We start from the raw sequence: 12,483 nt of genomic DNA on the forward strand, positions 1-12,483 counted from the left end.
ACTCTCAACCAAATCACTCCCTACGCCATGAATAAGCTTCTTTCTCTGTCGAACCGCATTCCTGCCTTTGCTTTATTGATTTCCATTCTCGTCATGCCACTGCTGACAGCATGCGGCAGTGGTCGTCGCGCCGATGGCTCCCTGACTACTTTAGGGGTTTTTTATCTTATTCTGGCAGTTGCTGCTTTTCTGAGTTTGATCAAGCAGGACTGGTCAACCGGTAAGAAAATTATTTGGGGTCTGATTATTTGGTTCTTTCCCTTCGGTGGGTCTATTATTTACTTCTTCTTCTCGGGACGTAAATAGCTTTTAGGCTCAAGGTCATATTCAAAAAAAAGCCCCAGTACCTCACAGGTGCCGGGGCTTTTTGTTTGGTGCTACGGAAGCTTATCTACCTAGTAAATACTGTTTTTCCATGCGGGCTACGTGTTGTAGAATCTCGCCAGTGTTGGTGATTTCCGTGGCCTGCCAATGGTCGCCCCGGTCCTGCATTTTCACTTCCAGCACCAGCGTGGTGTCGTAGCGCGGCTGCGTAAACTCCAGGCCTATGAATGCTTGGTCGCCCTCCTCCCGGGAATATTTCACGCCCTTAAAAGCGCTGCCTTTGCCCACTACTTTATCGGCGAGACCAAGGATGGATACGTTTACCAAGCGGCCGGGTGCTGCTTCCGCAGCTGCAGTGGCCGAGCCCGTTTCAACGTAGCGCTTCACCTCCTGCCGGGCAGCCTGCGCTAATTGGGGTTTCAATAGGCGCAGAGCGCCCTTCATGGCAAATCCGCCCGGGGCCAACACTCCTAACGAAGCGCTTTGGTCTGCCACCTGATCTACTAGCCTGCCCGTAACGCTGCTCACGTCCACATAGCGTTCAAAGGCGGCTGCATCGTGGTCATGTACGGCTTTGTACGCCTGCATCAACGAGTATTCCGGGCCGGTGCTGAGCTTCCGGTAGTACCAATAGCCACCCATGGCTAGGGCAACCAACAGCAGGATAAGAATGGTTTTTTTCATGGTGCACGAGCTGCAGTAACGAATGGTACCGCGTATACGCCCACAACGAATACCTGTTTGCGGACCATCACTTCAACTCCATGAATTCACCCTTTTTAACTGGTTTTCCGCAGGTGCATGGGCACCGAGGATGCCGCGGCCTGCTTCCCGAAAACACCTTGCCAGCATTTTTAAAGGCGGTAGAGCTCGGTGTTGATGTGATTGAACTGGATGTAGTCATCTCCGCCGACTGGCAGGTTGTGGTGTCGCACGAGCCTTGGATGTCTGCCGCCATTTGCCGTACCCCCGATGGGCAGCCTATCAGTGCCGACGCGCCGACGCAGCACAACCTCTTTGCCTTGCCCTACGCACGCATCCGGCAGTATGATTGTGGCCTGACGCAGCATCCGGCATTTCCGCAGCAGCGGCCTCAATCAGCTTACAAGCCTCTGCTGCGCGAAGTACTATATGCCGTTGATGCGCATTGCCAACAACTGGGTCGTGCACCAGTAGGGTTCAGTGTAGAAATTAAAAGCTCACCCGCCGGCGACGCCGTTTGGCATCCTGCACCCCTTGAGTTCCTGCAGCTGGTAATAGAGGTACTCAGCCAGTGCAACGCCTTGCCTCGCACCACCCTGCTCAGCTTCGACAAGCGTATCCTGCAGCTTGCGCATCGGCTATACTCCTCATTGCCGCTTTGCCTGCTTGTTGAGGATGAACGGCCCGTTGCTGAACACCTCCAGGAACTAGGGTTTCTGCCACACATATACGGCCCTGATTTTCGGCTCTTGGATGACGGGCTAGTGACAGAATTGCGCCAGATCCAAGTGAAGCTGGTACCCTGGACGGTAAATGCTTTGCCAGATATGGAGGCTGTACTACGCTTCCAGCCATATGGCATCACCACCGATTTTCCTGATCGGCTGCTAGCGCTCCGTGCTTCACCTGAATAGCGTGCAGGAGTAAAGGTGGAGCATAGGCGGAAAAGTACATTGGCATCGTTGCACCGTTACACAACAACAGTGTAACTGTGTAACGATGTCCTTGTTGTTTGACAGTGTATCATATATGTAGTGTAATAACGTGTATAATGTAAAATTGTAAATACTGTATTATTGTAACTGTATCGTGTTAATTTTATGTGTATCGTATATGTGTTTTCAATACGTGTGTATATTTACATTATACACGAACTGTTACGTCTCTCTTCTATGCCTCATCAAGGCGAAATCCTGCAAGAAGCCATCAAAAACAGCGGAATTTCGATAACGCGCATCGTTGATGAGCTGGGTATTACACGTCCTACTATATATCGTAAATTTAAAGAAGAGACACTTGACTACAATTTTGTAAAGAAAATAGGGGAAATTATACAGCATGATTTTTCGGACGATTTTACTTCGTTACATCAATCTGTAATACCATTTTCTGTTACACCTGTTACAAATAATAGTAACAATGTATCCGTAAAGCCTGTTCATTCGCGGGTTGTTACACCGGTTGTAACGGACGTTGACTTGTCAAAACAGTTGATGGCGCTCCAGCAGAAGTATATTGCCCTACTTGAGGCCTACAATGAGCTTTTGTTAAAAGTGTATGGCCCAAAGTGACAGAAGTGTTCCACGTGAAACATTTTTGTTCAGTATCAGTAGTGCGCTAGTGTTTTAACAGTAGATATAAATCATAACTACTGTACAGCGTCTTCCTAGTTTCCGGAGCGCCTGGCAGCCTTATTGAAGGTGTTCGAGTCAGGCGTTATAGCTCTTCCCTGATTGTTGCAGAATGTCCGCAGTTAGCCAGCCACTATTTCGCCCGGTGTCCTATTCACGCGTTACGCTCACTGAGCTGATGATACCATCGTATGCCAACTTCGGAGGCAAGATTCACGGCGGTATTCTACTGTCGCTGATGGACAAGGTAGCCTACGCTGCTGCTTCAAAGCATGCCGGCACCTACTGCGTAACGGTGAGCGTTGATGGGGTAAATTTCCTGCAGCCGGTGGAGGTAGGGGAGTTGGTGTCCCTGTTAGCCTCGGTCAACTATGTGGGGCGCACGTCGCTGCTGGTAGGCATCAAAGTAATTGCCGAGGATGTGCGCACTGGCGCCGTTAAGCACACCAACACATGCTACTTCACTATGGTCGCGAAAGACGACGATGGCAAGCCCACGCCAGTGCCGGGCTTAGAGCTGGAAACCCCCGAGGATACACGTCGCTTTCTGGAAGCAATCAAGCGCCGGGAATTTAAGGAACGCTATAGTGAGGAGTTTGATAATGCCCGGGTGGCGTTGGCCATTGAAGCGCGCGAATACAACTTGGAAGGTGAGCGGTGCCGGATAGCATACGCTACAGAATAAGAAGGCCCACTAATAAGGCACTACGCCCGCCAGGTTGCGAATCTGGCGGGCGTAGTGTTTGAGGAGGGCAGGGAAGAAGTAGGCTGGTTACAGGAATACCACTTCCTTAATGATGTTCTCACCCACAGCCGCATTCAGGTTCTCGAGTACTTTCGTTTTGGCCATTACCAGTTCATGCTTGAGCGGAGCCGACGACAGGCGCACGAACAGCTTTTGGTTGCTCACATATACCTGCTGGGTTTTCATAGCCACCGCCTTGCCCATCACTTTCTCCCAGCTGGCCACCACTGTTACCTCATTGAGCTTGCCCTGCAGTCGGTAGGCTCGGAGCAGCGCAGTAATACCATCCTTAAGCGGTACAATATCCGACTGACGGGAATTTTCGGAGGCGTAAGGTTTTTTGAATGCCATGCTATTTATTAACGCGCGAACAAGCCCGCTGCATCAGCACAAAGGTACTGCGCTACAAAGCCAATACCTGAAGGGTGTAAGCTAAAGGACGAAGTAATAGGAAGAGGTATAAGTGAGGCTTATAGCTGCTGAATGGTGCCTGCCTGAACCTGAAAGCGGCGAATGTCTTCGGATAAATCGGCTAGCACCCGGTCGGTGCGCTCCAGGTGAGTATCGGTAAGGAATATCTGGCCGAAGGTGTGGTTGGCCACCAGCTGCATTAGACGGGTAATACGCTTCTCATCTAATCGGTCAAAAATGTCATCAAGCAGCAAAATGGGTTTTTGCTGCTTGTGCTGGGACAGCATTTCAAACTGCGCCAGCTTGAGCGCAATGGCGTAGGACTTTTGCTGCCCCTGGGAGCCATAACTCTTAACGGGCAGCTCATCCATCAAGAAGGTGAAGTCGTCTTTATGAGGTCCAACTGTAGTGCGCTGCAGCGTTAAGTCTTTGCGCTCCTGCAAGCGAAGTAGCTTGAGGAAGTCGGCCCCCGGTAGCTCACTCTTATATGTAAGGGTTACCTGCTCCCTTGCATCGGCGAGTTGCTCATAATGCCGTTGAAAGATGGGCGCAAACTCCACTAAGAACTCCTGCCGACGTTGTGCCAGCTGTTCGCCCACAGGAGCTAGTTGCTCGTCAAGCGTGAGCAAGTAGTCCCGGTCATACCCAGCCTGACGGTCGGTGGCTAGCTTGAGCAGAGAGTTGCGCTGCTTCAGCAAGTGGGTGTAGCGGATAAGCTGGGTCAGGTACTGATGGTCGAGCTGGGAAATGAAGCTGTCGAAGTATTTGCGCCGCTCCTCGCTGCCCTGCCGGATCAGGTCCGTGTCATAAGGAGAAATCAGGACCACCGGGTAGCGGCCGATGTGGTCAGACACCCGCTCATACGCCTGCTTGTCGTGGGTGATGGTTTTCTTCTGGCCGAGGCGCAGGCTGCACTGGATGGTTTCGGATTTCTGCTCAGGACCGGAACTGAACCGGCCTTTCACCACAAAGAACTCTTCCCCCTGCTTAATACTATTGGTATCAGTAGCAGTGAAGGCGCTTTTGGTAAGCGAGAGATAATGGATGGCATCCAGCAGATTCGTCTTGCCACTGCCGTTGTCGCCCACGAAGCAATTAATGTGCGGGGAGAAGCTCAGATTGGCGTCTTCGTAGTTTTTGAAGAACAGCAGATGAAGGCTTTGGAGGTTCATGCTCAGGGTTCGGAATTGCAATCCTTTTACGTACTTTCGCATCCCAAACGCGAACAACCGAAAGCAAGATGGCGGAGACGAAAGTAAAGGCTGCCCCCAAGGCTTCCAATTCGACGAAAAAATCGTCGACCTCTAAAGCTGCCTCCAAAGGCAAAGCGGCTGCTGCTACTACCAAGCAGCCGGATCCGGTATTGCCGCTCGCCAACGAAGAGGCCAAGGCCGCGACGGGTGCCCCAAAAGCAACCACGCCGGACAATCCGGAATTCTCAAAGGAAACCTACCTGACGTGGTATGAGCAAATGCAGCTCATGCGCAAGTTTGAGGAGAAGGCCGGTCAGCTCTACGGTCAGCAGAAGATTAAAGGTTTCTGCCACCTCTACATCGGTCAGGAAGCCTGCGTAGCCGGTGCCGTATCGGCCCTGCAAAAAGGCGACAAGTGGATTACCGCCTACCGTGACCACGCCCACCCGCTGGCCCTGGGCACCTCGCCCAACGCCATTATGGCCGAGCTGTTTGCCAAAGCCACCGGCTGCTCCAAAGGCAAAGGCGGCTCCATGCACATCTTTGATAAGGAAGTAAACTTCGTTGGTGGCCACGGCATCGTAGGAGCCCAGGTTCCCATGGGGGCCGGCATTGCCTTTGCCGAGAAGTACAACAAAACCGGCAACCTGTGCATCGCATACATGGGTGATGGTGCCGTACGACAGGGGGCTTTGCACGAAGCCTTCAACATGGCTATGCTGTGGAAGCTGCCCGTCATCTTCGTGGTGGAGAACAACGGCTACGCTATGGGTACCTCGGTGCAGCGTACGTCTAACGTAACGGAACTCTACCACATCGGCCGCGGCTATGACATGCCTTCGGAGCCGGTGAATGCCATGAACGTGGAGGACGTGCACAACGCCGTGGCCCGCGCCGCTGAGCGTGCCCGTGCCGGCGAAGGCCCCACTTTCTTGGAGTTTAAAACCTACCGTTACAAAGGTCACTCCATGAGTGACCCCGCCAAGTACCGTACCAAAGAGGAGCTGGAAGATTACCGCTCGCGCGACTCCATCGAGGCTGTACGTCACACTATCCTCACGCACAACATGGCTACTGAGGAGGACCTGACGGCCATTGACGAGAAGATTAAGGCGCAGGTGCAGGAGTCGGTGGAGTTTGCTGAAAACTCGCCTTACCCCACGGCCGACGAGTTGTTCAAGGACGTGTACGTGCAACAGGACTACCCTTACATCCGCGACTAGCGGAAATTAATCAGGCCGTATTCGGCGGCCGCCTTTCTGCGTAACTCTCATGTCGAAGATTCCTTTCACCGGTAAAAGCCAGCAGGCCCGCCAGCAACAGCAGCGGGTAGTGTCTACGGACCCATTGCAGCCCGCCGAAGCCTATAACCCCGAGCACCCGCTACTGGAAGACCCTGATGCCCTCGCCGAACGTTTGGCTAGTTCGGAGGACTTCCTACGCCGTAATAAAAACGTGCTGCTGGGGCTGCTGGCCGTAGTGGTGCTGGCCGTGGCCGGGGGCTTTGGCTACTATATGTGGCGTGGCTCGCAGGATACCAAGGCGCAGGCTGCCCTGTTCCAGGCGGTAGACTACTGGGAGGCTGATTCGTTGAACAAAGCGCTGAAGGGTGATGGCCGCAACCTGGGTTTAGAGAAAGTAGCCTCGGAATACAGCGGTACGGCCGCTGGCAACCTGGCCAACTTCTATGCCGGGGTAGCTTCGCTGAAGAAAGGGGAGTACAAGCAGGCCATCGACTACCTGGAAGACTTTAGCTCGGATGACTATTTGGTACAGGCCCGCGCCTACTCACTGCTGGGTGATGCGCACCTGGAGTTGAACCAGCCCAAGGAGGCCGCCGACTTCTACAACAAGGCCGCCAACCACAACGCCAACGAGTACTTCTCGCCCGGCTACCTGATGAAGGAAGCTACCGCCCGCGAACAGGCTAAAGACTACGAGGGGGCTATTGCCGCTTACGACAAAATCATCACCGACTATGCTTCGGCTGCTGAGGTAACGGAGGCAAAAGAATACAAAGCCCGCGCTGAAGGACTAGCTGGTAAATAAGTATAGCTATAGCACAAGTGAAAAGCGGCGGCCGGCAGGTCGCCGCTTTTTTGTGGGCGTGCTACTCGAAGTCGGTCGTCTATCTTTGCCGGGCAGCTACGGGCTGCGTCACCTTCACCGACTACATTTCGCCCCATGGCAACCTCCCTCAAAAACCTGAGTGACTATACCTCCGACCACTTCATTGATATCAGCGACAAGCGCTTTGGCCTGGTGGTGGCTGAGTGGAACCGGGAAATCACCGACACGCTGGCGCAGGGGGCCTACGAAACCCTGCTCAAGCACGGGGCCAAGCCCGAGAACATCTACCGCAATACGGTACCCGGTAGCTTCGAGCTGACGCTAGGTGCCCAACTGCTGGCCCAGCACGAGGAGATTGACGCCGTGATTTGCCTGGGCGTCGTGATTAAAGGCGAAACCAAGCACGATGACTACATCTGCCACGCGGTGGCCAGCGGTATCACCAATGTGGGGCTGAAGTTCAACAAGCCCGTCATCTTTGGCTTGGTGACGACGAACACCCTGGAGCAGGCCTGGGACCGGGCCGGTGGCAAGCACGGCAACAAGGGGGTAGAGGGAGCTGTGGCCGCCATCCATATGCTCGGCTTCTAACCGCAACCAGAAGCCGCCGGGTTTCTGAAAAAGCTGCAACCGCACACCGGTATTGTGCTCATTAACTGACAAAGCCGTAGCTTTGCGGCCGAAAACAGCTGGCCATCGGCAGCACCGGGCTGATAGACGCGCCCTCCACTTGCTAGTGACCATGCGTAAGTAAGGTAAACTTATTCGCGGAAGCTGCTGTTGGGCGTAACTACTGGCAGATGAGAGGCTACCGGCGTCGGCAGTTTAGTCAGTAATCCATTTGTATTTAACCTCTTCCTGCAACGTCATGAGTGAAGCACCCCTACGCTATTCCAGGGAAGAACTGGCCGAATTTGAGCAAATTATTCAGGAGAAGCTCACGGCTGCCCGGAAGGAAGTAGCGTTCATCAAAGAAACGCTGAGCCGCAAAAACGACTCGGGTACCGATAACACGGCTTCTTCATCGAAGGTGCTGGAAGATGGTGCCGATACGGCGGAAAAAGAAAGCCTGAACCAATTGGCCTCGCGCCAGATGAAGTTTATCCAGCAGCTGGAAAACGCCCTTATCCGCATCAAAAACGGAACCTACGGCGTGTGCATTGGTACCGGCAAGCTGATTCCGAAGGAGCGCCTGCGGGCAGTGCCCCACACCCAGCACTCCATCGAAGCTAAAATGGCCCGCCGCGACTAATTGCAGTAAGCCCCAATACCTGCCCGGACTGACAACCGGCCTCTGCCACTCGCGGAGCCGGCTGCCAGTCCGGGCACTGTTTTCGGGAGCCGTGCGTTGGCCGGTTTCCGTTTAACCTGATTTTTCACCATCCCGTAGCGATACGGTATTCACGCTTCTACCATCATGGGTAAGAAACATTTCTCCAGCGAGCCTTCCGGCCGTAAAGGTCGCCCCGCTGGCTCTGGCCGCCCCTCTGGCAATACTGAGGGTTTCCGCAAGTTTATGCAGCCCCAGCAGGAGCGCTCCGAGCGGGACTCGCGGCGCGAGTCCGACCGTTCCAGCTTCGGCCGTTCGTCGGGTGGCAACAGCTACGGCGGCCCCAAGAAGTTTGGAAATACCGGTGGATACGGTGCGCCTAAGAAATTCGGGGGCCAGAGCAGCTTCGGCAACCGGGAGAATCGCCCATATCGTGGAGACAACAACAACACGCAGCGCTCCGACTTCAACCGGGAGGAGCGCCCTAAGCGGGAGTTTACGCCCCGCGAAACCTGGCAGGGCCAGCCCTACCGCCAAGAGGGTAAAACGGCCGTGCCGCGCGGCCTGCCCGGCGAGCGGAACCGCAAATTTGTAAAGCAGAACCCGAACCCGGCCCCGGCACCGGAGCCGGAAACGTACCGCCCCCGGGCTACGGAGGAACGCTCGGAGCGTAGCTTCGGTGCTGACCGGGAAATCCGGGCGGCCCGCCCCTTCGATTTCCGTGGCCGGCCAACTGACTTGGACGGTGAGCGTGCGGAGCGGCCCAGCCGCTTCGAAGGCGATTCTCAGCGTGAGCGGCCGGCTCGGCGGGAAGGTGGATTCAACTCGGAGCGTCGCGACTTCAGCAACCGTAAGCCCCAGGGCTATGGCGGCGGAGCCGCTGGCGAAAAGCGCACCAGCCGCCCCGGCTCGTTTGGCGACAAGCGGGAAACTCGCTCGTTTGACCGGGACGACCGGAAGGGCTTCAGCAGCCAGCGCAGCGTTGGTACGGAGCGCCGCGAAAGCCGCCCAACCGAGGAGCGTCCTCGCCGGGCCCATGATGAGTTTGTAGGTCGGGGTGCTCAAACTCCGAGTTCTAACCAAGCAGGTAAGCGCAAGTACGGTGAGGTAGCTGGGGAGGCGCCCGACTACAAAAACCTTAAGCACTACGAAGACGACAAAACCCGTGGCAACAAGCGCCGGCGCGAAGAAGACGACGTGGCTACGGGCGAGGTACGCCTGAACCGCTACATTGCCAACGCCGGCATCTGCTCCCGCCGCGAAGCCGACTCCCTCATTGCGGCCGGCGAAATCAAGGTGAATGGGCAGGTGGTGACGGAAATGGGCTACAAAGTACAGCCCTCCGACACGGTGCAGTACGGGAAAACCAACCTCAACCGGGAGAAGCTGGTGTACGTGCTCCTGAACAAACCCAAAGACTACATCACCACCACCGAGGACCCGGAAGGTCGTCGCACGGTAATGGAGTTGATCAAGGGTGCTTCGAAGGAGCGGGTGTTCCCGGTAGGCCGTCTCGACCGGAATACGACCGGTCTGCTGCTGTTCACCAACGACGGCGAGGTAGCCCAGAAACTCTCGCACCCCTCGCACCGCAACAAGAAAATCTACCAAGTAGAACTGGACAAGCCGCTGACCCCCGAGCACTTGGCCCAAATTGCGGAAGGTCTGGAGCTGGAAGATGGCAAAGCTGAAGTAGACGACGTGGCCGTAGTGGCCGGCAACCCGCACTTTGTGGGCGTGGAAATTCACATTGGCCGGAACCGTATCGTGCGCCGCATCTTCGAGCACCTGGGCTACGACGTAGTAACCCTGGACCGGGTGCAGTACGCGGGCCTAACCAAAAAGGACCTGCCCCGTGGTAAATGGCGCTTCCTTAACGAGAAAGAGGTAATCCGCCTTAAGTATTTCATGTAGGCACGCAACCCGGTGCCCCGCGCCGGGCTCTTATGAGTGCATGAGCTAGAATGAGTGGTTCGGCGAAGTTTACCCTATAGTGACTTCCTGAGCCACTCATTTGCTCTTTTCACCCAATTCATTTCACGCACAAACTGGCTTGCGGACTCTCGCGCTTGATATTGGCAACACGGCCGTGAAGGTGGGCTTCTTTGAAGCTGACGCTTTGGTAGAAGCAGTGGCGGGGCAGACGACGGAGCAGGTGCTGGCGGCCGTGGCGCGGTTCCGGCCCGAGCATGTGGTAGTGGCTTCAGTGGCGGAACCTACCCAGACTTGGGCCGGGCAACTCCGTTCCTTAGTGCCGGGAGCCGTGCTGGAGTTTGCGCCGGCCACTACGCCGCTGCCCATCCGCAATGCCTACGCCACCCCGCACACTCTGGGAGCCGATAGGCTGGCCGCCGCCGTGGGAGCAGCCTGGCTGTTGCCCGGCCGGCCGGTGGTGATTGTGGATGCCGGCACGGCCCTTAAGTGCGACCTGGTAACGCCCGACGGAACATTCCAGGGTGGCAGCATTGCGCCGGGGCTGGCTATGCGGTTCCGAGCCCTGCACACGTTTACCGGGCGGCTGCCGCTGGTAGAGAAACCGGCCGACGAAACCGCCGATATTCCCTTGACCGGTACCGATACGCAGGGTGCCATCCAGAGTGGGGCGCTGAACGGAGCCGTGGCCGAAGTGCGCGGAATGCTGGCCGAGTATGAGGCGCAGTATCCGAGCTTGGCGGTGGTGCTGGCCGGCGGCGACGCCCCATTTTTTCGCACCCGGCTGAAACGGCCTATCTTTGTTGTTCCGGAGCTCGTGCTACTTGGGCTCCACCGAATTTTAGTACATCATGTCGCATCCTAAGTTTGCCGGCCTGGCCGGTGGTTTCTCGCTGCTGGGGCTGCTGGCCGCTTCGCCAGCCGTACTAGGCCAAGGCCTGGGCAACTCCCCGTATTCGCGCCTGGGCCTGGGCGACGCCAGCCTGAACGCCGGCGGTGTGCGGCAGATGGGCATGGGCGGTATTGGGGTAGCGGCTCCTAATAGTGTGAACGTAAACGAGCTGAACCCGGCCCTGCTGTACTATACCACCCGAACCACGTTTGAGGCCGGTTTCACGGGGCAGTTCAAAACCCTGCGCAACACCGTAAGTCGGCAGCGCACCGGTACCGCTACGCTGGGCTATCTGGCGCTGGCAGTGCCCATCAACCGGCACTGGGCCGGGGCCATCGGCCTCAAGCCTTACAGCACGGTCGACTACGAGTCGAAGACGGTAGATAACAGCATTCAGGGCGACCCCACCGCACAGGTGGAGAAGCGCTATACTGGGTCGGGTGGTTTGGCGGAGGCCTACATGAGCCACGCCGTGCGCCTAGGGAAGTGGGTGACGGTAGGGGCCTCGGCCGGCTACGTATTCGGTAGCGTTGACCAGGACGCTGGCACCCGCATCGGTACCAGTACTTCCAGCCTCGATTTCTCGAACCGTGACATTTACCAGCAGCACGTGCGCTACTCCGATTTTGCCTTCCGGGGCGGGGTGCACTACCGGGGTAAAATCAAGGATAAGCTGAGCCTGAACGTGGGCGGTACCTATAGCTTCCGCTCCAACCTGAATGGTACCCGTAGTATTAGCCTGATTCGGGAGGACTACGAGGGTATTCAAACCAGCCTCACAGCGTTGCAGACTGATATAAAGGGCATGGCCCGGGTACCGGCCCTCACGCAGTTGGGCATCAGCCTGGATAACAACCGTAGCTGGAGTGTGAGCTTGGATGGCTCCCGGCAGCAATGGTCGCAGTTCCGGGCCTTTGGCGAGCAGGGCGGTACCTCCGGTATTCCGCTCAGCGACACGTACCGCGTGGGCCTGGGAGGTGAGTTGACTCCCGATGCTACTTCGGTAGATAATTACTTCAACCGCGTGACTTACCGGGCGGGCCTGAATATGGCGCAAATGCCCTACCGCCCCGGTGGCAAAACGCTCTACGACCGGTCGGTGAGTTGGGGCTTTGCCTTCCCGCTGCCTACGGCCACGGCCCTGGATGCTACTACTCTCAGTCTGGGCTTCACCTACGGGCAGCGCGGCAACACGGACGTGCTTCGCCTGTCCGACGGCTCCACGGAGCGCAACGTGAAGGAGGACTACATTCGGATGCAGCTGGGCGTGACGCTGAATAACCGCTGGTTTATCAAGCGCCGGATTGAGTAGT

General features: G+C 56.3%; 14 protein-coding genes. 11 read left to right on the forward strand and 3 right to left on the reverse strand.

Translation table 11 applies throughout. From position 1 onward, the window contains the following. The first annotated feature begins 27 nt into the window (after nucleotides 1–27). A complete protein-coding gene (locus tag LF252_RS20560; RefSeq protein ID WP_226271470.1) occupies nucleotides 28–306 on the forward strand; it encodes a PLD nuclease N-terminal domain-containing protein in 279 nt (92 codons plus the stop codon). Between the two features lie 81 nt (nucleotides 307–387). Here LF252_RS20560 and LF252_RS20565 read toward each other — a convergent pair whose 3' ends face one another. Next, the gene (locus LF252_RS20565; protein ID WP_226271471.1) at nucleotides 388–1,008 is read right to left on the reverse strand and encodes a DUF2939 domain-containing protein; all 621 of its coding nucleotides are present in this window, start codon (nucleotides 1,006–1,008) and stop codon (nucleotides 388–390) included. Between the two features lie 80 nt (nucleotides 1,009–1,088). Here LF252_RS20565 and LF252_RS20570 point away from each other — a divergent pair, with 80 nt between their 5' ends. The 3 genes from LF252_RS20570 (at nucleotide 1,089) to LF252_RS20580 (ending at nucleotide 3,342) form a co-directional block, all read left to right on the forward strand. Further along, complete coding sequence (locus LF252_RS20570) at nucleotides 1,089–1,940, forward strand: glycerophosphodiester phosphodiesterase family protein (protein ID WP_226271472.1); 852 nt, start codon at nucleotides 1,089–1,091, stop codon at nucleotides 1,938–1,940. A 258-nt stretch (nucleotides 1,941–2,198) separates the two neighbouring features. Beyond that, nucleotides 2,199–2,597: a helix-turn-helix domain-containing protein gene (locus LF252_RS20575; RefSeq protein WP_226271473.1), complete on the forward strand. Its 399-nt coding sequence runs from the start codon at nucleotides 2,199–2,201 to the stop codon at nucleotides 2,595–2,597. A gap of 238 nt (nucleotides 2,598–2,835) precedes the next feature. Further along, nucleotides 2,836–3,342, forward strand: coding sequence for an acyl-CoA thioesterase (locus tag LF252_RS20580; protein ID WP_226271527.1), 507 nt, complete (start codon nucleotides 2,836–2,838; stop codon nucleotides 3,340–3,342). Nucleotides 3,343–3,429: 87 nt separating this feature from the next. Here the strand turns inward: LF252_RS20580 and LF252_RS20585 are convergent, their stop codons facing one another. After that, the gene (locus tag LF252_RS20585) at nucleotides 3,430–3,753 is read right to left on the reverse strand and encodes a DUF721 domain-containing protein (RefSeq protein ID WP_226271474.1); all 324 of its coding nucleotides are present in this window, start codon (nucleotides 3,751–3,753) and stop codon (nucleotides 3,430–3,432) included. Between the two features lie 119 nt (nucleotides 3,754–3,872). Further along, on the reverse strand, nucleotides 3,873–4,985 hold the full coding sequence (gene recF, locus LF252_RS20590) for a DNA replication/repair protein RecF (protein WP_226271475.1): 1,113 nt from the start codon (nucleotides 4,983–4,985) through the stop codon (nucleotides 3,873–3,875). Nucleotides 4,986–5,053: 68 nt separating this feature from the next. On the opposite strand from recF, the gene pdhA reads away from it, so the two are divergent. The 7 genes from pdhA to LF252_RS20625 all read left to right on the forward strand — a co-directional run bounded on the left by pdhA (nucleotide 5,054) and on the right by LF252_RS20625 (nucleotide 12,482). Further along, nucleotides 5,054–6,229, forward strand: coding sequence for a pyruvate dehydrogenase (acetyl-transferring) E1 component subunit alpha (gene pdhA, locus LF252_RS20595; RefSeq protein WP_226271476.1), 1,176 nt, complete (start codon nucleotides 5,054–5,056; stop codon nucleotides 6,227–6,229). A 49-nt stretch (nucleotides 6,230–6,278) separates the two neighbouring features. After that, the gene (locus LF252_RS20600; RefSeq protein ID WP_226271477.1) at nucleotides 6,279–7,055 is read left to right on the forward strand and encodes a tetratricopeptide repeat protein; all 777 of its coding nucleotides are present in this window, start codon (nucleotides 6,279–6,281) and stop codon (nucleotides 7,053–7,055) included. A 135-nt stretch (nucleotides 7,056–7,190) separates the two neighbouring features. Then, nucleotides 7,191–7,667, forward strand: coding sequence for a 6,7-dimethyl-8-ribityllumazine synthase (gene ribH, locus LF252_RS20605; RefSeq protein WP_226271478.1), 477 nt, complete (start codon nucleotides 7,191–7,193; stop codon nucleotides 7,665–7,667). Nucleotides 7,668–7,944: 277 nt separating this feature from the next. Then, nucleotides 7,945–8,328 carry a TraR/DksA family transcriptional regulator gene (locus tag LF252_RS20610; RefSeq protein WP_125420509.1) on the forward strand — a complete coding sequence of 128 codons (384 nt, stop codon included), beginning with the start codon at nucleotides 7,945–7,947 and terminating at the stop codon, nucleotides 8,326–8,328. Between the two features lie 165 nt (nucleotides 8,329–8,493). Next, entirely contained in the window at nucleotides 8,494–10,260 is a 1,767-nt protein-coding gene (locus tag LF252_RS20615) for a pseudouridine synthase (RefSeq protein ID WP_226271479.1), read from the forward strand. Nucleotides 10,261–10,399: 139 nt separating this feature from the next. After that, nucleotides 10,400–11,143, forward strand: a complete 744-nt coding sequence (locus tag LF252_RS20620) for a type III pantothenate kinase (protein WP_226271480.1) — start codon at nucleotides 10,400–10,402, stop codon at nucleotides 11,141–11,143. Next, complete coding sequence (locus LF252_RS20625; RefSeq protein ID WP_226271481.1) at nucleotides 11,130–12,482, forward strand: OmpP1/FadL family transporter; 1,353 nt, start codon at nucleotides 11,130–11,132, stop codon at nucleotides 12,480–12,482. Before LF252_RS20620 ends, LF252_RS20625 begins: the two co-directional genes overlap by 14 nt. Nucleotide 12,483 lies beyond the last annotated feature (1 nt).

It is taken from the genome of Hymenobacter pini (genome assembly GCF_020421205.1).
In the GTDB taxonomy this organism is placed as follows: Bacteria; Bacteroidota; Bacteroidia; order Cytophagales; family Hymenobacteraceae; genus Hymenobacter; species Hymenobacter pini.